This is a genomic window from Streptomyces sp. 2323.1, from assembly GCF_900221035.1.
GTDB lineage: Bacteria > Actinomycetota > Actinomycetes > Streptomycetales > Streptomycetaceae > Streptomyces > Streptomyces sioyaensis.
Map to the genome: position 1 here is coordinate 7,207,143 of NZ_LT907981.1, position 20,228 is coordinate 7,227,370.

Consider the following 20,228-nt stretch of genomic DNA (forward strand, 5'->3'; position numbering starts at 1 on the left):
CTTCATAGTGTTTCGGTGGTCATAGCGTTAGGGAAACGCCCGGTTACATTCCGAACCCGGAAGCTAAGCCTTTCAGCGCCGATGGTACTGCAGGGGGGACCCTGTGGGAGAGTAGGACGCCGCCGAACAAATTGTGAAAAGCCCCGTGGGAACTTCGGTTCCCACGGGGCTTTTTGTGTTTCCGTGATCTTGGGGACCCGCGGTACGGTGTGGCCGGCGAGGCAGGTAAGGTCAAGGGGCATCGTTGGTACATTTCCCCACAGGAGGCCTCGCGTGGAGGTCCAGGAGACGCGGGTCCAGACGGATCGTGTCCTCACCATCCCGAATATTCTGAGCATGGCTCGCCTCCTCGGCGTGCCGTTGTTCCTGTGGTTGGTCCTGTGGCCGGAATTCGGGGGTCCGAAGGTCGATGGCTGGGCGCTGCTGGTCCTGGCGCTGAGCGGCGTCAGTGACTATCTGGACGGCATGCTCGCCCGGCGCTGGAACCAGATCAGCAGCCTGGGCCGGATCCTCGACCCGGCCGCCGACCGCCTGTACATCCTCTCCACTCTGGTCGGTCTGACCTGGCGCGAGATCCTGCCGCTTTGGCTCACCGCGGCCCTGCTGGCACGGGAACTGATGCTGCTGATCGCGGTCGGATTCCTCGGACGCCACGGCTACGGGCCTCCCCAGGTGAACTTCCTGGGCAAAGCGGCTACGTTCAACTTGATGTACGCCTTCCCGTTGCTCCTGCTGAGCGACGGAAGCGGCTGGCTTCACACGCTTGCTGCTGTTTTCGGATGGGCGTTCGCAGGATGGGGTACGGCGCTCTACTGGTGGGCAGGGATCCTCTACGTGGTCCAGGTCCGCCGACTCATCCGGGCGGACGCCACCGCCGACTGACCTCTCCGAAATGGCAGCTTGTGCCAAGGGCCGGCGCCCGTACGTGAAAGCAGCAACAGTGGGCGCTGTGGACAAGTGAAGTCGGCAAGACCGTCGTCTCTTAGAGGAGGACGCTTCCGACATGAAGGCCGTTGTGATGGCCGGCGGCGAAGGAACACGACTTCGCCCCATGACGTCCAGCATGCCCAAGCCCCTGCTTCCGGTCGCGAATCGGCCGATCATGGAGCATGTACTCAGGCTGCTGAAACGGCATGGTCTCAATGAGACCGTCGTGACCGTGCAATTCCTTGCCTCACTCGTCAAGAACTATTTCGGCGACGGAGAAGAGCTCGGAATGGAGCTCACCTACGCGAATGAGGAAAAGCCGCTCGGCACCGCAGGCAGTGTGAAGAACGCCGAGGAAGCGCTCAAGGACGATGCCTTCCTCGTCATCTCCGGTGACGCGCTCACCGACTTCGATCTCACCGATCTGATCCGGTTCCACAAGGAAAAGGGCGCCCTCGTCACCGTCTGTCTCACCCGGGTCCCCAATCCGCTCGAGTTCGGTATCACCATCGTCGACGAGGCAGGCAAGGTCGAGCGTTTTCTGGAGAAACCCACCTGGGGACAGGTCTTCTCGGACACCGTCAACACCGGCATCTACGTCATGGAGCCGGAGGTCTTCGACTACTTCGAACCCGATGTGCCGGTGGACTGGTCCGGCGATGTCTTTCCACAGCTCATGAAGGAAGGCAAGCCGATCTACGGCTATATCGCCGAGGGCTACTGGGAGGATGTCGGCACGCACGAGAGCTATGTGAAGGCCCAGGCCGATGTGCTCGAAGGCAAGGTCGACGTCGAAATCGACGGCTTCGAGATCTCGCCGGGCGTATGGGTCGCCGAGGGCGCCGAAGTGCATCCTGACGCGGTGCTGCGCGGTCCGCTGTACATCGGCGACTACGCCAAGATCGAGGCGGATGTGGAGCTTCGTGAGCACACCGTCGTCGGCTCCAATGTCGTCGTCAAAAGCGGTGCGTTCCTGCACCGCGCCGTCGTGCACGACAACGTCTACATCGGTCAGCAGAGCAATCTGCGCGGCTGCGTGATCGGCAAGAACACCGACATCATGCGGGCCTCCCGCATCGAGGACGGTGCCGTCATCGGCGACGAATGCCTGATCGGTGAAGAATCGATCGTGCAGGGGAACGTGCGGGTCTATCCGTTCAAGACCATCGAGGCCGGTGCGTTCGTCAACACCTCGGTGATCTGGGAATCCCGCGGCCAGGCGCATCTGTTCGGCGCCCGGGGGGTGTCCGGGATCCTCAACGTCGAGATCACGCCGGAGCTCGCCGTACGGCTCGCGGGCGCGTATGCCACCACGCTCAAGAAGGGCTCCACGGTCACCACCGCGCGTGACCACTCCCGAGGCGCCCGGGCGCTCAAGCGTGCCGTGATCTCCGCGCTGCAGGCCAGCGCCATTGACGTACGCGACCTGGAGAACGTCCCGCTGCCGGTCGCCCGCCAGCAGACCGCCCGCGGCAGCGCCGGCGGCATCATGGTCCGTACGACGCCCGGCGTGCCGGACTCCGTCGACATCATGTTCTTCGACGAACGGGGCGCGGACCTCTCACAGGCCGGCCAGCGCAAGCTCGACCGGGTCTTCGCCCGCCAGGAGTACCGTCGCGCCTTCCCCGGCGAGATCGGTGACCTGATCTTCCCCGCCAGCGTCTTCGACTCCTATACCGGCTCCCTGCTGCGGGCCGTGGACACCACAGGCATCAGCGACTCCGGGCTGAAGGTCGTCGTGGACGCCTCGAACGGCAGCGCCGGGCTGGTCCTGCCCAGCCTGCTGGGACGGCTCGGCGTCGACTCGCTGACGATCAACCCCGGACTCGACGAATCCCGGCCGACCGAGACCGCCGACGCCCGGCGGGCCGGGCTCGTCCGGCTCGGCGAGATCGTGGCCTCGGCGCGGGCCGCCTTCGGGGTGCGCTTCGACCCCGTGGGCGAGCGGCTGTCCCTGGTGGACGAACGCGGCCGGATCATCGAGGACGACCGCGCACTGCTGGTCATGCTGGATCTGATCGCGGCAGAACGGCGCACCGGCCGGGTGGCGCTGCCGGTGACCACGACCCGCATCGCCGAGCAGGTGGCGGCGTACCACGGGACGCAGGTGGAGTGGACGACGACCTCGCCCGACGATCTGACCCGTGTGGGGCGTGACGACGGCACGGTCTTCGGCGGGGACGGCATGGGCGGCTTCCTCATTCCCGAGTTCAGCAGCGTCTTCGACGGCGCGGCCGCGTTCGTCCGGCTGATCGGCCTGGTGGCCCGTACCCAGCTCACCCTGAGCCAGATCGACGCACGGATCCCGCGGGCACACGTCCAGCGCCGTGACCTGGCCACCCCGTGGGCGGTGAAGGGACTGGTCATGCGGCACGTCGTCGAGGCGGCCGGCGACCGGGACGTGGACACCACCGACGGCGTCCGTGTCGTGGAGAGCGACGGCCGCTGGGTTCTGGTGCTGCCCGACCCCGCCGAGGCGGTCACCCACCTGTGGGCAGAGGGGCCGGATGACGCCTCCGCCCAGCAGCTGCTGGACGACTGGTCCGCAGTGGTGGACAGCGCAGGACGCTGACCCGGACCCCACCGGCGCGCCGTGAACCGGCACGCCGGTGGGGCCATTGGGAGACTGTCCGACCGACGTGCGACGATGTGCGTCATGTCGCAGCAGCGCCCCGATCGGAGCAGCCCGAACGCGTCGTCCGCGCGCCCCGATGCGTCCATGTCGCTGCTGACCAACGTGATGGATCACAGCCTCGACGAGGGATACGCCGAGGCCGCCGCGCGGAAGTCGGAAACCGGGGTGCGCGGTCTGCCGCGTACCCTGCGCGCGAAGCTGGGTCTCGCCGCCGGTCTGGTGCTCGCCGCGGTCGTGGTGACGGTCGGGGCGGCGCAGGCGCAGATATCGGCACCGACGCTCGCCAAGGAGCGCGAAGAGCTGATCCACCGCATCCAGAAGGGCACCGGCGAGGCGGACCGGCAGCAGCATCGGGTCGACGCGCTGCGCGACGACGTCAGCAGGATGCAGCGCGAGGCGCTGAAGCAGCACGGCGGCGGCAAGGCCGAGCTGCTGGCGCTGCTGTCCGGTTCGACGCAGGTCACCGGGCCGGGGGTGAAACTCGTCGTGGACGATGCCAAGGGCGCGGAGTCCAGCGGCGGCGGACCGCGCGAGAGCAGTGGTTTCTCGGACACCGGCCGGGTACGCGACAGGGATATGCAACGCGTGGTCAACGGCCTGTGGGCGTCCGGTGCGGAGGCGATCTCCGTCAACGGGCAGCGGCTTACGTCACTCTCGGCGATCAGAGCCGCAGGAGACGCCATACTGGTCGACAACAAACCGCTGGTGCCGCCCTACACGGTGCTGGCGGTGGGGGACGGGCAGCGGCTGAGCACCGCGTTCCAGGACAGCGCCGACGGTCAGTACCTGCATGTGCTGCAGGAGAACTACGGCGTGCGCACCAGGATTTCCGCGGAGAACGAGGTCACCCTGCCGCCCGCGCCCAGCTTGATCGTACGTACCGCAAAGCCGCAGGCCGGTGCCGCCAAGACGGACGGCGCCGACAAGGGGAAGGGCACATCGTGATCGCCGTACTGGGCCTCATCGTGGGAGTCGTGGTCGGACTTGTCGTCCGCCCCGTGGTGCCGACGGTGGTCGAGCCCTACTTGCCGATCGCTGTCGTCGCGGCGCTGGATGCCGTGTTCGGCGGTCTGCGCGCGATGCTGGACGGCATCTTCGACGACAAGGTCTTCGTGGTCTCGTTCCTGTCGAACGTGGTCGTCGCCGCGCTGATCGTCTTCCTCGGCGACAAGTTGGGCGTCGGCGCCCAACTCTCCACGGGCGTCGTCGTGGTGCTGGGCATCCGGATCTTCTCCAACGCCGCCGCGATCCGCCGGCACGTCTTCAGGGCGTGAGACGGATGGCGACGGACGAGACCCCGCAGCCGGAGAAGAAGCCGGAGCAGCCGGAGACGGAGCAGGGCCAGGGCCAGGACGAGAGTCAGGACCAGGGCCGGAGCCAGGAGCACGGCGGCCAGAGCCAGGACCAGGGCAGGAGCCGGGAGCAGAGCCAGGACCGGGGCCCGGCCGGCCGGCGGCCGATGCCGCCCGAGAGTCCGGGCGCCCCCGAGCGGGCGGAAGCCGACGAGACGACCGAGGCTCAGGAACCGGACAGTACTGGACACAAGAAGGACAAAGGGGCAGACTCCTCGACTCCGGACGCGGTTGCGGAGGACGGGAGTGCAGCACGCCCGAAATCCGGTCGGGAGCGGCTCGTTGCGAGTCTGTGGCCGCCCCGCCTGACCCGGGCTCAACTGATCGTTGCGCTGCTGCTGTTCATTCTCGGCCTCGGCCTGGCGATTCAGGTACGTTCCACGAGTGACAGCAGTGCGCTGCGAGGTGCGCGCCAGGAGGACTTGGTGCGCATTCTGGACGAGCTGGACAACCGTTCCCAGCGGTTGACCGACGAACAGCGGCGACTGGAAGGGCAGAAGACCGAGCTGGCGAACAGCTCGGACCAGGCCGAGGAGGCCCGTAAACAGACCGTGGAGAAGGAACAGCAGCTGGGCGTGCTGGCCGGGACCGTCGCGGCGCAAGGGCCCGGCATCAACCTGACCATCGACGACCCGGCGCACTCCGTCGAGGCGGACAAGCTGCTGGACACCATCCAGGAGCTGCGGGCGGCCGGCGCCGAAGCCATCCAGGTCAACGATGTCCGGGTCGTCGCGAACACCTCTCTGTCGGACGTCCGCGGTGGCGTGGGGATCGACGGCAAGCGTGTCACCCAGCCGTACCGCTTCAAGGTGATCGGTAAGCCGGAGGATCTGGAACCGGCGCTGAACATCCCCGGCGGAGTGGTCCAGACTCTGGAAAAGGAGCAGGCCAAGGTGTCTGTGACCCGTGAAAAGAAGATCATTGTGGATGCCTTGCGAGCGGCGAAGCGGCCTGACTACGCTCGGTCGTCATCGCAGTGAGGCGTACAGGGATGTCGAGTGCCCGGCGAGGGCATGAGGTAGCGGGGGGTCGACGCACCGTGCGTGTGGTGTGTGGTGGAAACTGTCTGAAGGCCACGGACGTTCACAGGATGTCCGGATGGGCCGGTGTGTGCATCGAGGGTTCGTCCTGCCCCACGGGCGGGTCTGTTTCGTTCAAGGGGAATCGCCCGTGAAGTTGTTTGGAAAGCTGTTCGGCAAGAGCGCGCGCCAGGAGGGCGGCAGCGGCTCCGCGCGGCACCGCGCTCCGCGCCAGCCCGACGAGAGTGGCGCTTCCGAGGACCGTCCGCTCTTCCGTGACGAGGTCAGCGGGCCGTCCGGGGGGCACGGCGCGGATTCTGTTGACCCCTCCGTGCCCGGCCGCATAGGTTCCCAGGAACCATCGGCCGCACGCACGGGTGGAGGGTCAGCCTTGCCGGTTTGTACGAGGTGTGGCAGCCGGAACGCCGAGGCGAGCCGGTTCTGCTCCAACTGTGGTGCGCCGCTGCGCCCGGGCGCCCAGCCCGAGCGGCCGTCCGAGACGACGTCGACCATCTCCATTTCGGGGCTGGAGGCCTACGACTCGGAGACGACGGGCCAGAATCTGACGCCGTCGCTGTCCCCCGAGGCCCAGGCGGCCGTCGACGCCCTTCCCCTGGGATCGGCGCTGCTGGTCGTCCGCCGGGGTCCGAATTCGGGCAGCCGCTTCCTGCTGGACGGCGAGCTGACGACGGCGGGCCGGCATCCGCAGGGCGACATCTTCCTCGACGACGTGACGGTCTCGCGCCGGCATGTGGAATTCCGCCGGGGCCCGGACGGTCTCTTCACGGTCGCCGACGTCGGCAGCCTGAACGGCACCTACGTCAACCGTGAGCGGATCGACTCCGTCGTCCTCGCCAATGGCGACGAGGTCCAGATCGGCAAGTTCCGCCTGGTCTTCTACGCAAGCCAGCGAGGCGCCGGTATCTGACCGGCCGGGGAAGGCATATGCGCCATACACCGAAAGGCGGTGCCGGCCCGTCCGGCACCGCCTCCTCGGACGGCAAGCCGGTGAGCATCGGCACGGTGCTCACCCTGCTGCGCGAGGAGTTTCCCGAGGTCACCATCTCCAAGATTCGCTTCCTGGAGGCCGAGGGGCTGGTCGAGCCGAAGCGCACGCCTTCCGGATACCGCAAATTCACGCCGGCCGACGTGGAGCGGCTGGCGAACGTCCTGCGGATGCAGCGGGACCACTATCTGCCGCTGAAGGTCATCCGGGAGCATCTGGATGCCCTGGAGCGCGGTGAGCAGGTGCAGCTGCCGGCTCCGGCCACACCCTCGCGGGATCTTGTCGAGGGCGTCCACGACGCGGGCGCGGAGCGCCCTACGGCTGCCCGGATCGGCCGCGCCGAGCTGCTGGCCGCCGCGGAGGTGGACGAGGCGACGCTCGCCGACTGGGAGTCGTACGGACTCATCGTCTCCCATGCGGAGGGCGGATACGACATCGAGGCCGTCACGGTGGCCAAACTTGTCGCGGACCTGGGCCGTTTCGGTCTCGAACCGCGGCATCTGCGTGCGGTGAAGGCGGCTGCCGAGCGTGAGGCGGGCCTGGTCGAACAGGTCGTTGCACCCCTTCGGCGGCACCGTAACCCACAGACCAGAGCGCATGCCGAGGCGACCGCCAGGGAGCTGGCGACGCTGTCCGTACGGCTGCACGCGGCCCTCCTGCAGAGCGCCCTGCGGGTCCGGCTGTAGTGAGCAAACGAGTGCCCGACTACCCAAACCTGCCGGGCACGTCCTAGGGTTGCTGTGTGAACGAGCTCGACGTCGTGGGTGTCCGGGTGGAAATGCCTTCCAGCCAACCGATCGTGCTCCTGCGGGAGGTGGGAGGCGATCGTTACTTGCCCATTTGGATCGGGCCAGGGGAGGCCACCGCCATCGCTTTTGCCCAGCAGGGCATGGTCCCTGCCAGGCCGCTGACGCACGACCTTTTCAAGGACGTGCTCGAAGCGGTGGGCCAGGAACTGACGCAGGTCCGCATCACGGATCTGCGCGAGGGGGTTTTCTATGCCGAACTCGTCTTCGCGAGCGGAGTCGAGGTCAGCGCGCGTCCGTCCGACGCCATAGCGCTGGCGCTGCGCACCGGAACGCCGATCTTCGGTACCGACGGTGTGCTGGACGACGCGGGGATCGCCATCCCGGACGAGCAGGAGGACGAGGTGGAGAAGTTCCGCGAGTTCCTCGACCAGATCTCTCCCGAGGACTTCGGCACCAACAGCCAGTGATTCCGGCCGGTCGAACCACCTGTTTCCGGCCAAACAATTAGCCGTTCCCCGTGCGGGGTCACGAGAAACCACTCGTAGGGTGATTATCACTCGGCGTGGCGAGCGCGGCGATCGTTGACGCACCCCGAGTGACTGCATACCGTCGATATGGCAGGTCCCGTCCGGGACGTGGAGGACGGAGGGCGGCGTGGCAATCACCGGCGACGGTATGGCGGCGGAAGGGGCGTTGCCGCTCCACTCGGGCGCGGCAGCGAACCATGCCCCGGCACCGGCCGCGGCGGTGTCGGGGGACTGCGAGGCGCAGAACATCGGCTATCGCGGCCCGACCGCCTGTGCGGCAGCGGGCATCACCTATCGGCAGCTCGACTACTGGGCGCGTACCGGCCTGGTGGAGCCGAGCATCCGGCCGGCGTACGGCTCCGGCACCCAGCGGCTCTACAGCTTCCGGGACGTCGTGGTTCTCAAGATCGTCAAGCGGCTGCTGGACACCGGGGTGTCGCTCCAGAACATCCGGACCGCCGTGCAGCATCTGCGGGCGAGGGGGCTGGCGGATCTGACGCGGATGACGCTGATGAGCGATGGGGCGACCGTCTACGAGTGCACCTCGCCCGACCAGGTCGTGGATCTGCTCCAGGGCGGCCAGGGCGTCTTCGGGATCGCCGTGGGCGTGGTGTGGCGGGACGTGGAGGGTGCGCTGTCACAGCTCCACGGGGAGCGTGTGGACACCGGCGAGACGCTGGTCGGGAAGAACCCGCACGACGAGCTGGCGCGACGGCGCAACCGGGCCGGCTGAGCCCCCGGCGGTGAGCGCGGCCCGGCATCGGGCCGATTGTCAGTGGCATGGGGCAGCATCGGAGATGTGAGACCTGCGCCGACGATCCTGCATCTGGACATGGATGCGTTCTTCGCGGCCGCCGAACAGGCGGCCAAGCCGAGTCTGCGGGGAAAGCCCGTGGTCGTCGGCGGGATCGGCGCGCGCGGAGTGGTCTCCACGGCCTCCTACGAAGCCCGGGTGTTCGGCGTCCGCTCGGCGATGCCCACGGCCCAGGCGCGCCGGCTGTGCCCCAATGCCGCCTATCTGGCCCCTCGCTTCACGCTGTACCGCCAGGTGAGTGAGGCGGTGATGGAGCTGCTGCATGCGCTGTCGCCGCTGGTGGAGCCGCTCAGCCTGGATGAGGCGTTCGTCGATCTGGAGGCCGGTGGGGTGCCGCCCGAGACCGGGGCCGTACGGGCCGTGGGGGAGCAGTTGCGGCGCGATATCCGGGTTACCACGGGGCTGACCGGCTCGGTGGGGCTCGCCGGGGCCAAGATGCTGGCGAAGATCGCCTCCGAGGCGGCCAAGCCGGACGGGCTGGTGGTGATCGAGCCCGGCACCGAGCGGGAGCTGCTGGGCCCGATGACGGTGCGGACGCTGCCCGGGGTGGGCCCCGCGACGGCCGAGACGCTGCGCCGGGCCGGGATCCACACCGTCGCGGAGACCGCGGAGGCCGGCGAGGCCGAGCTGGTGCGCCTGCTGGGCAGGGCGCACGGTGCCGGGCTCTACGCCATGGCGCTGGGCCGGGACGACCGCCCTGTGGTGGCCGAGCGGGACGCGAAGTCCATCTCGGTCGAGGACACCTTCGAGGTCGATCTGACCGACCGGGCGCGGGTGCGCAGCGAGGTGCTGCGGCTGGCAGACCGCTGCGTACAGCGGCTGCGGGCGGCCGGGCGCTCCGGGCGAACGGTGGTGATCAAGGTGCGGAACTACGACTTCTCGACGCTGACCCGCTCCGACACGTTCCGGGGGCCCACCGACGACCCTGCGGTGATCCGGGAGGCCGCCGTACGGCTGCTGGAGACGGTGGACACCACCGGCGGCGTCCGGCTGCTGGGTGTGGGGGTCAGCGGGCTGGCCGACTTCACACAGGAGGATCTGTTCGCCCAGGTGGCGACGGAGCGGGAGGCGGCGGCGACCGCGAGGGCGGCGGAGGCGGACGGAGGCGGGGCACCGGTGCAGGAAGCCGGGGAGGAGCTGCCGAGGCGCTGGCACCCGGGCCTGGACGTCGTGCACGACGAGTACGGTGCCGGCTGGGTGCAGGGGAGCGGGGTGGGGAGAGTGACCATCCGTTTCGAAACGCCGTGGTCCGCACCGGGAAGGGTGCGGACCTTTGCTGTCGAGGACCCGGCGCTGCGGCCGGGGGAGCCCCTGCCGCTGGTGGGCGGGGGGCCGGCGGATGCTCAGTCGTCCGAGCCGGCGATCTTGCCGAAGTCGCTGTCGCCGGAACCGGGCGAGGACACCGGATCGGTGGGGGAGGAGATATCCAAGCGGTAGTGGTGGTAGAGCTGGAGCTCTTGCTCGGGGGAGAGATGGCGGCCCACGCCGAAGTCCGGCGCGTCCTTGATCAGCTTGCGGTCGTAGGGAATGTGCAGGCCCTCACCGACCATTTTGCTGGGCTCGAGGGGGACGAACGCGTCCCGGCTGAAAAGTCCGGTGCGCACGGCCGCCCACTCCGGTTCCCCCGTCGCGTCGTCGAGATAGACCTCGTCGATCGTGCCTATTTTCGCGCCGTTCCGGTCGAACGCTTTGCGGCCGATCAGGCTCCGGGGATCGATATCGGTTTGCACGGCCCCTCCAATTGGTCGCAACTGCCCTGTGACAACTACCAAACGGCACATTTCATGCCCCGGCCACTCGAAGGATCCCTCGAGTGCGGCGCTGGTAGGCTGGCGAATGGCCGTAGACCCCGTGCGGGAGAGTCCTTGTCGTTCGCGACCAGGGCGCCGAAGGAGCAAATCCTCCCCGGAATCTCTCAGGCACACGTACCGCATGGACGAGGTCACTCTGGAAAGCAGGGCGGGCCGCGGAAGGCACAGCTCCGGGACCCCTCCTCACCGACGGTGAAAGCCGGGCCGCCTCGCGCGGGCCGGTGAAGCTCTCAGGTTGAGATGACAGAGGGGGAGGCCGTCCGGGCACCCGCGCCGTGGTGCCCCTCGTAGGTCGTACCGACCAGGAGGCCCCCGCAGATGAGCACCAATCGCATCTCCCTTACCGAGCTGGAAAGCGGCACCCCCTTCGCGCGCCGGCACATCGGTCCCGACCACGAGGCGCAGGCGAAGATGCTCGCGCAGGTCGGTTTCGGTTCGCTGGACGAACTGACCGCCACCGCCGTACCCGACGTGATCAAGAGCGCGGAGGCGCTCGGCCTGCCGCAGGCCCGTACCGAGGCCGAGGTCCTGGCGGAGCTGCGCGGCCTCGCGGACCGTAACCAGGTGCTGTCGTCCATGATCGGACTCGGCTACTACGGCACGTTCACCCCGACGGTGATCCTGCGGAACGTCATGGAGAACCCGGCCTGGTACACCGCGTACACGCCCTACCAGCCGGAGATCTCGCAGGGCCGCCTGGAGGCGCTGCTGAACTTCCAGACCATGGTCGCCGAGCTGACCGGGCTGCCCACTTCCGGCGCCTCCCTCCTGGACGAGGGCACCGCCGCGGCCGAGGCCATGGCGCTGTCCCGCCGGGTCGGCAAGGTCAAGCAGGGCGTCTTCCTGGTCGACGCCGACTGTCTGCCGCAGACCATCGCCGTGATCGAGACCCGCGCCGAGCCGACCGGCGTGGAGGTCGTGGTCGCGGACCTGAGCGCGGGGATTCCCGCCGAGGTCGCCGAGCGCGGCGTCTTCGGCGTACTGCTGCAGTACCCGGGCGCCTCCGGTGCGGTCCGCGACCCGCGTGCCGTCATCGAGCAGGCCCACGAGCTGGGCGCGATCGTCACCGTCGCCGCCGATCTGCTGGCCCTGACGCTGCTGGCCTCGCCCGGCGAGCTCGGTGCGGACATCGCGGTCGGCACCACCCAGCGCTTCGGCGTCCCGATGGGCTTCGGCGGCCCGCACGCCGGCTTCATGGCGGTACGTGACCAGTTCGCCCGCAGCCTGCCCGGCCGCCTGGTGGGCGTCTCCGTCGACGCCGACGGCAGCAAGGCCTACCGCCTCGCGCTGCAGACCCGTGAGCAGCACATCCGCCGCGAGAAGGCCACCAGCAACATCTGCACCGCGCAGGTGCTGCTCGCCGTCATGGCCGGGATGTACGCCGTCTACCACGGCCCCGAGGGCCTGCGGACCATCGCCCGGCGCACCCACCGCTATGCGGCGATCCTCGCCGAGGGCCTGCGGGCCGGCGGCGTGGAGATCGTGCACGGTGCGTACTTCGACACGCTGACCGCGCGGGTGCCCGGCCGGGCGGCCGAGGTCGTCGCCGCCGCCCGTCAGGCCGGTGTCAACCTCCGGCAGGTCGACGCCGACCTGGTCGGGATCGCCTGCGACGAGACCACCGGACGCGCCGAGCTGGCCGGTGTCTGGGGTGCCTTCGGCGTGCAGGGCGACATCGAGCAGCTGGACGCGGCCGTCGCCGAAGCGCTGCCGCAGACGCTGCTGCGCGGCGACGACTACCTCACCCACCCGGTGTTCCACCAGTACCGCTCCGAGACCGCGATGCTGCGCTACCTGCGCACCCTCGCCGACAAGGACTACGCGCTGGACCGCGGCATGATCCCGCTCGGCTCCTGCACGATGAAGCTGAACGCCACCACGGAGATGGAGCCGGTCACCTGGCCCGCCTTCGGCCAGCTGCACCCGTTCGCGCCCGCCGACCAGGCCGAGGGCTACCTCACGCTCATCCAGGAGCTGGAGGAGCGGCTGGCCGTCGTCACCGGCTACGACAAGGTCTCCCTCCAGCCGAACGCCGGCTCGCAGGGCGAGCTGGCGGGCCTGCTGGCCGTCCGTGCTTACCACCGCGCCAACGGCGACGAGCAGCGCACGGTCTGCCTGATCCCGTCCTCGGCGCACGGCACCAACGCCGCCAGCGCGGTGATGGCCGGCATGAAGGTCGTCGTCGTCAAGACCGGTGAGGACGGCGAGGTCGACGCCGACGATCTGCACGCCAAGATCGACAAGCACCGGGACGAGCTCGCGGTCCTGATGGTGACCTACCCCTCCACGCACGGCGTCTTCGAGGAGCACATCACCCAGATCTGCGCGACGGTGCACGACGCCGGCGGCCAGGTCTACGTCGACGGCGCCAACCTCAATGCGCTGGTCGGTCTCGCCGAGCCCGGAAAGTTCGGCGGCGACGTCTCGCACCTCAACCTGCACAAGACCTTCTGCATCCCGCACGGCGGCGGTGGCCCCGGCGTCGGCCCGGTCGGCGTCCGCGCCCACCTGGCGCCGTATCTGCCCAACCACCCGCTGCAGCCCGCCGCGGGCCCCGAGACGGGCGTCGGGCCGATCTCCGCGGCTCCCTGGGGCTCGGCCGGCATCCTGCCGATCTCCTGGGCGTACGTGCGGCTGATGGGCGGCGAGGGCCTCAAGCGCGCCACCCAGGTCGCGGTCCTGAGCGCCAACTACATCGCCAAGCGGCTGGAGGCGCACTACCCGGTGCTCTACACCGGCCCCGGCGGCCTGGTCGCCCATGAGTGCATCATCGACGTCCGGCCGCTGACCAAGGCGACCGGCGTGAGCATCGACGACGTCGCCAAGCGGCTGATCGACTACGGCTTCCACGCGCCGACGATGTCCTTCCCCGTGGCCGGCACGCTGATGATCGAGCCGACCGAGAGCGAGGACCTCGACGAGCTGGACCGCTTCTGCGACGCGATGATCGCCATCCGGGCGGAGATCGAGAAGGTCGGCTCGGGGGAGTGGGACAAGGACGACAACCCGCTGCGCAACGCCCCGCACACCGCGGCCGCGCTCGGTGGCGACTGGGCGCACCCGTACACCCGCGAGGAGGCCGTCTTCCCGGCCGGTGTCGACGCCGGCGAGAAGTACTGGCCGCCGGTGCGCCGCATCGACGGTGCCTTCGGTGACCGGAACCTCGTCTGCTCCTGCCCGCCGCTGGACGAGTACGACGGCTGATAGCGGCGGACAGCATCAAGGGCCCTCGGCAGGTGTGCCGGGGGCCCTGGTGTTACGCGCGCCGGGCGGCCGCAGGTCAGGCGGCGGCGGTGGCCCGGGCCCGGTGCGGGGCGATGACCTGCCCGTTCGGTAGCAGTTCACCGGTGTCCTCGAAGAGCAGGACGCCATTGCAGAGCAGGCTCCAGCCCTGCTCCGGGTGGTGCGCCACGAGATGTGCGGCCTCCCGGTCGGTGGAATCTGCTGACGGGCAGGGCGGTTGGTGCTGACACATGGAAGTTGTCTTTCGCTGCGGTGTGGTGAACGTCGTCGTGCGGCGCGATGAGGTGTTCATGGCCGCTCCCCCGTTTCCTTCGGTCGGTCCCAGTGTTGCCCCACGGAGGGGATTCCGCAGGGATTTCGCAGCAGCGGTACTCACTCGATACTGACGCGTCACCCGTGCGGGCGGTTGCTCTCAATTGCACTCCTTCCCAAGAGGATTGGGAGTGGCATCCCTGGGCTAGTCCGCGTGGGTGAGCGCGACAGCGTGCCCCGTGGCCGGAAGGGGCCACGGGGCATGGACCGGCGGGACGGCGGGCGCCGGTTCTCCGCGTGCGGGCGGGGCCGGTGCGGTGTATCAGGCGGGTTCGCGCAGGAGCGGGGCCGGGGCGAGCCGCAGAGCGAGCCGGGGGAGCAGATCGGCGAGGCGCTGCGGGCGGTGCGCGGCGATCCCCGGCGGGGCGGGCGCCAGCGGCACCAGCAGGTCACCGGCCGCGGGCAGCCCCTCGGCGCCGTCGGAGGCGGTGTCGTGATGCAGCCACAGGGTGAGCATGTACAGCTCGGGGACGGACAGCAGCCGCGGCTGGAGGGGCGTGGTGAGCGCCTCGGCCTGGGCGAGTGCCTGCTCGGTCGCGGCGACGTAGGGGCCGCCGCAGAAGCGCGCGAAGGTCCAGCCGTCGGCGGTGAGCCGGGCCTCGGCGGTCGCCACGGCACGCTCTCCGCCACGGACCAGGAACCGCCAGCCCGCCAAATGGGTGTGCGGGGTGCCGCCGGGCCGGCTGATGTCGTTCCAGACGTGCACCGGCAGCGGGTGATCGGGGCTGAGCGGCCCCTGATGGGTGCGGAGTGCGGAGACCGGGGCCTCGCGGACCGCGCCGGGAGAGCCGAGGGCGGCGAGGACGCTGCGCAGGGCAGGCGCAGGGGCAGGGGCAAGGAGCAGCGGCATGATGGGTCGCCTCTCACTTCGAGACACGGTGCGGCGCGGCGGGTGCAGACGGCGCTGTCTGCGGGCGGGGTCAGAGCGTGGCCGGCCGGGGCTGCGGCGCGGCGGGGTCAGCCGCTGGCCCCCGTGGCGGTGGAAACACCGGGACACTGGGCGCCAAGTCTCTGCCTCGTAAGCGGAGTTTATACGACGTATGTTCTGAAAGAGTTTCGGCTACCGGCCTTGCGGATTTTCGGCAAGGTGAAATCCAGACCCCTGCGCGAGGTGTTTTCCGCCGCTTTGTGCCGCGGCTTTATGAGGCCACCTCGTATTCCCTGACCGGCGCGGTAGGCCGGATCTCGCCGGTGATTCTCACCGGAGAAATGCGAGGGGCGAGGACCGACGAGATATGCCTGTGGGGCATGCCGGAGGCTGCACCACTTCGAGCCTATCGGCAGCCGCCCGTCCCCGACGCGTTATCGATCAGATTGCCGGGGCATCATCGACCGTAGCGCGAGCCCCGGCGGTGTCGGGGACGGCCCCAAGCAGCCCGTGGTAGCGGGCCGTTCACTCGAGGAAGGACCCTTCGATGGGGGAGAAGGTCGCCGCGGACGGGATCGACCTGGCGGACCGGGAGCGTTATCGAAGAAAGCTTCACGAGTGCCTTGAGGGATTGCAGAGGCTCCTGCGAGAGAAGCGATTCGACCGTCCCAGGAATCTCATGGGCCTGGAGATCGAACTCAATCTCGCCGGCGCCGACGGGCTGCCCCGCATGATGAACTCTCAAGTTCTCGAACGCATCGCCAGCGGTGATTTCCAGACGGAACTCGCCCAGTGCAATCTTGAGGTCAACATCCTCCCGCACCGTTTGAGCGGCCGGGTGCTGGACCAGCTCGCCGAGGAACTCCGTACGGGTCTCGGCTATGCGGAACGAAAGGCCCGCGAGGTCGCCGCCAGGATCGTGATGATCGGCATTCTGCCGACCCTGCACGCCAATGACCTCACGGCCGCCAGCCTCTCCGAGAACGACCGGTACGTCCTGCTCAACGACCAGATGCGGGCGGCCCGGGGAGAGGATTTCGCGCTCGACATCCGGGGCGTGGAGCATTTGGTCTCCCGCTCGCCCTCGATCGCGCCGGAGGCCGCCTGTACGTCGGTCCAGTTGCACCTCCAGGTGACACCGGGCCGCTTCGCCGCCGTCTGGAACGCGGCGCAGGCCATCGCCGCGGTGCAGGTGGCGGTCGGTGCGAACTCGCCGTTCCTCTTCGGCCGGGAGCTGTGGCGGGAGTCCCGGCCGCCGGTGTTCCAGCAGGCCACCGACACCCGCTCGCCGGAGTTGCAGGCCCAGGGGGTGCGCCCCCGTACCTGGTTCGGCGAGCGCTGGGTCGACTCCGCGTACGACCTCTTCGAGGAGAACGTGCGCTACTTCCCGCCGCTGCTTCCGGTGTGCGGGCCGCAGGAACCGCTGCGGGTCCTCGACGAGGGCGGGGTGCCCGACCTCGCGGAACTGACGCTGCACAACGGCACCGTCTACCGCTGGAACCGCCCCGTCTACGCGGTCGCCGACGGTGTCGCGCACCTCAGGGTCGAGAACCGGGTGCTGCCGGCCGGTCCCACCGTCGACGATGTCATCGCCAACACCGCCTTCTACTACGGCCTGGTGCGGGCCCTGGCCGAGGAGCCGCGCCCGGTGTGGAGCCGGCTTCCGTTCGCCGCCGCGGCCCGTAACTTCGACGCCGCCTGCCGGTACGGCATCGACGCCACCCTGGCCTGGCCCCGTCCCGGGCGGTCCGGCGGCCTCGCCGACATCCCGGCCGTACGGCTGGTACGCAAGGAGCTGCTGCCGCTGGCGGCCCGGGGACTGGACGCCTGGGGCGTGGAGCCGGCCGACCGTGACCACTATCTCGGCATCATCGAGGAGCGCTGCCGGCGACGGGTGAACGGGGCGTCGTGGCAGGCCGCGGCCTTCCATCACGCCCGGCGTCAGGGCCTGGACCGGGATGCCGCACTCGCCGCGATGACCCGGCGCTACGGCGAGCTGATGCACACCGGGACGCCGGTGCACACCTGGCCGGTCGCCTGGGCGGTCGGCGGGCGGTCCGCCGTACCGGGGCAGCGGCAGGCGGCGACCGAGGGGGCATAGCGGAGCGCCGTAGTGGAGCGGGAGGGAGTGCGGGGTGCTCAGCGGGGGCCCTTGGCGCCCGCCGTGATGATGGCCTTGAGGAGCACCCGGTGGAGCTGCGACGGGTCGTCGACCCGGTGTGCCGAGCCGCCGGTCGGTGCCACGATGCGCTGCAGTGCGGAGGTGTCGGCGTCCGGGCCGAGCGCGAGGGCGATGAGCGGCACCGGCCGCTTGGGGTCGGCCAGTTCCGTCAGCCGGGCGACCAGGCCGTCGAGGCCGATGCTGCCGGCGTCCTCGTTGGCGCTGTCGGTGACGAGGACCAGCGCGTTGAACTTCCCGCTCGCATACGTCGTGCGGGCCTTCTCGTACGCGGCGAGCGTGGTGTCGTAGAGGCCGGCGCCGCTGCGGGCCTCCGGGGTCAGTGAGTCGATCGCGGCGGTGAGCGCGTCCCGGTGGGTGGCGCCGTTCGTGTCCCGGTCGCCGAGGCGGCCGGTGGGCGCCACCTCGGCATAGTCCCTGGGGCCGTCCAGGAAGGTGGCGAATGTCCACAGCCCGAACTCGTCGTCGGGGGTGCAGGTGGCCAGCGCCTGGAGCAGGGAATTCCTGGCGAGTTGCATCCGGGTCCGGCCGCCCTGGGCCGGGACCGGGGCGCCCATCGACGCCGAGGCGTCCACGACCGTGGTGAGCCGGGTGCTCTGCACGGTGATCGTCCACATGCCCATGAGCGCCTGGAGTTCCCGGACCGTCGGCGGATCGGCGGGGCCGGCGGCGGAGGGCTGGGGCGCGCGCCCGCCGGCGGTGCGGATCACCCTGGCGTTCGCCCCGCCGTTGCCGTCCCGGAAGCCGTGGGCGCGCAGGATGCGCTGTCCGGCGGCCTCGCCCAGCAGCGTCATGAAGCGGTTGGCGGCGCGGGTCTGCTCGGGTCTCATGTCCTCGTCGTCGACCAGGACGTACGGGTAGTCGAGGCGGGCCGCGCCGTCCCGCGGATAGAACAGGTCGAGGGAGGGCCCGCTGCCCGACCCGGTGTTGTGGGCGTACGCCGCCTGCTCGGACAGCAGCAGCGCCCGGTTGCGGCTCGGATTGTCCCGGGCCGCACCGGAGTCGTCCTTCGGCAGGGTGGCCATCACGCCGCTGTCGCCGTCCGCGACCCGCTGGTGGAGGAGCTTTGCCGCCGCGGCGGTGCGGGTGTCGGCATCGTCGCCCTCCTTGCCGCCGGCGGCGCTGGTACGGGCCAGCGCGAGCAGCCCCGTGGCGCTGCGGGCCGGGTCGGCCATGCCCAGCCGCAGCGCGCCGGACGAGGTCGCGGCCCGGGTCAGCTCCGCCCAGCGGTAGGTCCTGGCCGGCCAGCCCAGCGACGTGGCGGCCGTGGGGACCGCGCCCAGCACGATCGGGGACGAGGCGATGGTGCCGGCGGTGGTCAGGGGGGTGCCGCGCTCGGCGCCGACGCGCTCCGCCCACAGGCTGGAATCCGGTATCCAGACCTGGAATTCGGGGTCGGCCGGCCGCTGTCCGAAGGCGTCGGCGAGGTCATGGGCAGCGCGCGCGGTGATCTGGACGTCCAGACATTTGCCGTCGGTACGTATCGCACCGTCGCGGGCCGTCCGGGCGACCGCTTCGAGCGCCGGGGCGATATCGGGCGCGGCGGCCACATCGAGCCGCGTCGAGTTGCCGTCGCACGGCCCCCCGAACGGGAGCAGGCCGCTGCGCAGCGCCACGACCGAGCCCGCCACAACGGCGAGCGCAAGTCCGGTGGCGAGGACGAGAGTGCGCCGGCGGGCCGGGTGACGGGACCCCGTGATCGCCGGTGCGGAGCCGTCGGGCAAGCTGTGTCGTCCCATTGCGGTAGCGCCTCTCCTACTCGGGGCTCGATCGGCAGTCGATGGGGAGAGGGCGGAGCGCGCCATGCGGATGGCGCGCTTCCCCGGCCTGTCGCGCGCGATCTTCGTACCTGCTGTCGAGACCCTAGCGGGGCGGTGGAGACGAAGAGGCGGTAATGCGGAAGTGGAGGAAGCGTGCAGTCGGATACAAGTCCCGTGGCCGATGCGGACGTTCCGGGCCAAGGCTCCGGTACGGGGACGGAGGGGGCGCCGTCCCGGAGCATCCTGCGGAGCGAAACGCTGATCGTGCTGGCGCTTTCGCTGGGTGCCAGTGCGCTGTCGGCGCTGATCAGCTTCGTCGGCTCGGTGACCAAGCCGGGCGGCCTCAAGCACCAGGCGGCGACGCTCAACCCCTCCCATGCGCACGGCCGGCCGTGGCTGGATCTGGCCTGGCAGCTGTTCGGGATCGCGACGGCGCTGGTGCCCGTGGCGCTGGTGGCGCATCTCTTGCTGCGGGAGCGGGCCGGCGGGCTGCGGGCGGTCGGCTTCGACCGCCGGCGGCCCGGCTTCGACCTGAGCCGCGGGGTCGGGATCGCGGCCGTCATCGGCGGCAGCGGTCTGCTGCTGTACCTGGGCGCGCGGGCGGCCGGAGCCAATCTGACGGTGGTGCCCGAGGCCTTGCCCGACGTGTGGTGGAAGATTCCGGTGCTGATCGCCTCCGCGGTGCAGAACGCCGTCCTGGAGGAGGTCGTGGTCGTCGGATATCTGCTGCGCAGACTGGGCCAGTTGGGCTGGTCGCCGATGGCGGCGCTCGCGGCCAGCTCGCTGCTGCGCGGTTCGTACCACCTCTACCAGGGCATCGGCGGCTTCTTCGGCAACATGGTGATGGGCGTGCTCTTCGTCCTGCTCTACCGGCGGTGGGGGCGGGTCGGGCCGCTGGTCGCCGCACACGCCCTGATCGACATCGTGGCGTTCGTGGGCTACGCGGTGCTCGCGGGCCACGTGGGGTGGCTGCCGACGAGGTGAGACGGGCGCGGCGCGGGACACCGCCCGTGCCTGCCGCGCCGC

Annotated in this window: 17 protein-coding genes, 1 rRNA gene and 1 riboswitch; of the genes, 14 read left to right on the forward strand and 4 right to left on the reverse strand. The window is 69.9% G+C overall.

Annotation, left to right across the window (positions count from 1 at the left end; translation table 11 throughout):
- Positions 1–11: 11 nt before the first annotated feature.
- The 11 genes from rrf (at position 12) to CPH93_RS31185 (ending at position 10,466) form a co-directional block, all read left to right on the forward strand.
- Positions 12–128, forward strand: a 5S ribosomal RNA gene (rrf, locus tag CPH93_RS31135).
- Positions 129–273: 145 nt separating this feature from the next.
- Entirely contained in the window at positions 274–882 is a 609-nt protein-coding gene (locus tag CPH93_RS31140) for a CDP-alcohol phosphatidyltransferase family protein (protein ID WP_093481936.1), read from the forward strand.
- 121 nt (positions 883–1,003) lie between these two features.
- A complete protein-coding gene (locus CPH93_RS31145) occupies positions 1,004–3,499 on the forward strand; it encodes a mannose-1-phosphate guanyltransferase (RefSeq protein WP_093481935.1) in 2,496 nt (831 codons plus the stop codon).
- A gap of 75 nt (positions 3,500–3,574) precedes the next feature.
- Positions 3,575–4,507, forward strand: coding sequence for a DUF881 domain-containing protein (locus CPH93_RS31150; RefSeq protein ID WP_173909916.1), 933 nt, complete (start codon positions 3,575–3,577; stop codon positions 4,505–4,507).
- Entirely contained in the window at positions 4,504–4,836 is a 333-nt protein-coding gene (locus tag CPH93_RS31155; protein WP_003984969.1) for a small basic family protein, read from the forward strand. The genes CPH93_RS31150 and CPH93_RS31155 overlap by 4 nt, the downstream gene beginning before the upstream one ends.
- A gap of 5 nt (positions 4,837–4,841) precedes the next feature.
- Positions 4,842–5,894, forward strand: a complete 1,053-nt coding sequence (locus CPH93_RS31160; protein WP_096214746.1) for a DUF881 domain-containing protein — start codon at positions 4,842–4,844, stop codon at positions 5,892–5,894.
- 118 nt (positions 5,895–6,012) lie between these two features.
- Complete coding sequence (locus CPH93_RS31165) at positions 6,013–6,861, forward strand: FHA domain-containing protein (protein WP_093481932.1); 849 nt, start codon at positions 6,013–6,015, stop codon at positions 6,859–6,861.
- Positions 6,862–6,878: 17 nt separating this feature from the next.
- Entirely contained in the window at positions 6,879–7,625 is a 747-nt protein-coding gene (gene ftsR, locus CPH93_RS31170) for a transcriptional regulator FtsR (RefSeq protein ID WP_093481931.1), read from the forward strand.
- A 56-nt stretch (positions 7,626–7,681) separates the two neighbouring features.
- Positions 7,682–8,155, forward strand: a complete 474-nt coding sequence (locus CPH93_RS31175) for a bifunctional nuclease family protein (protein ID WP_006606439.1) — start codon at positions 7,682–7,684, stop codon at positions 8,153–8,155.
- Positions 8,156–8,342: 187 nt separating this feature from the next.
- Positions 8,343–8,948 (forward strand): MerR family transcriptional regulator, encoded by a 606-nt coding sequence (locus tag CPH93_RS31180; RefSeq protein ID WP_006606440.1) that lies wholly within the window; start codon positions 8,343–8,345, stop codon positions 8,946–8,948.
- 66 nt (positions 8,949–9,014) lie between these two features.
- Positions 9,015–10,466, forward strand: coding sequence for a DNA polymerase IV (locus CPH93_RS31185; protein ID WP_096214747.1), 1,452 nt, complete (start codon positions 9,015–9,017; stop codon positions 10,464–10,466).
- Here CPH93_RS31185 and CPH93_RS31190 read toward each other — a convergent pair.
- Positions 10,373–10,759, reverse strand: a complete 387-nt coding sequence (locus tag CPH93_RS31190) for a PRC-barrel domain-containing protein (protein WP_173909917.1) — start codon at positions 10,757–10,759, stop codon at positions 10,373–10,375. The genes CPH93_RS31185 and CPH93_RS31190 overlap by 94 nt on opposite strands.
- A 114-nt stretch (positions 10,760–10,873) precedes the next feature.
- Positions 10,874–10,970: riboswitch (glycine riboswitch) on the forward strand.
- Positions 10,971–11,158: 188 nt separating this feature from the next.
- Between CPH93_RS31190 and gcvP the strand changes: the two genes are divergently transcribed.
- Positions 11,159–14,044 carry an aminomethyl-transferring glycine dehydrogenase gene (gene gcvP, locus CPH93_RS31195; protein ID WP_093481929.1) on the forward strand — a complete coding sequence of 962 codons (2,886 nt, stop codon included), beginning with the start codon at positions 11,159–11,161 and terminating at the stop codon, positions 14,042–14,044.
- A 76-nt stretch (positions 14,045–14,120) separates the two neighbouring features.
- Here the strand turns inward: gcvP and CPH93_RS31200 are convergent, their stop codons facing one another.
- A complete protein-coding gene (locus CPH93_RS31200) occupies positions 14,121–14,315 on the reverse strand; it encodes a DUF5999 family protein (protein ID WP_040901098.1) in 195 nt (64 codons plus the stop codon).
- Between the two features lie 342 nt (positions 14,316–14,657).
- Positions 14,658–15,245, reverse strand: coding sequence for a hypothetical protein (locus CPH93_RS31205; RefSeq protein ID WP_093481928.1), 588 nt, complete (start codon positions 15,243–15,245; stop codon positions 14,658–14,660).
- A gap of 565 nt (positions 15,246–15,810) precedes the next feature.
- Between CPH93_RS31205 and CPH93_RS31210 the strand changes: the two genes are divergently transcribed.
- Positions 15,811–17,364: a glutamate-cysteine ligase family protein gene (locus CPH93_RS31210; RefSeq protein WP_093481927.1), complete on the forward strand. Its 1,554-nt coding sequence runs from the start codon at positions 15,811–15,813 to the stop codon at positions 17,362–17,364.
- 38 nt (positions 17,365–17,402) lie between these two features.
- On the opposite strand, the gene CPH93_RS31215 is transcribed toward CPH93_RS31210, so the two are convergent.
- A complete protein-coding gene (locus CPH93_RS31215; RefSeq protein WP_096214748.1) occupies positions 17,403–19,181 on the reverse strand; it encodes a substrate-binding domain-containing protein in 1,779 nt (592 codons plus the stop codon).
- A 195-nt stretch (positions 19,182–19,376) separates the two neighbouring features.
- On the opposite strand from CPH93_RS31215, the gene CPH93_RS31220 reads away from it, so the two are divergent.
- Positions 19,377–20,186 (forward strand): CPBP family intramembrane glutamic endopeptidase, encoded by an 810-nt coding sequence (locus CPH93_RS31220; RefSeq protein WP_231977015.1) that lies wholly within the window; start codon positions 19,377–19,379, stop codon positions 20,184–20,186.
- The last annotated feature ends 42 nt before the right edge of the window (positions 20,187–20,228 follow it).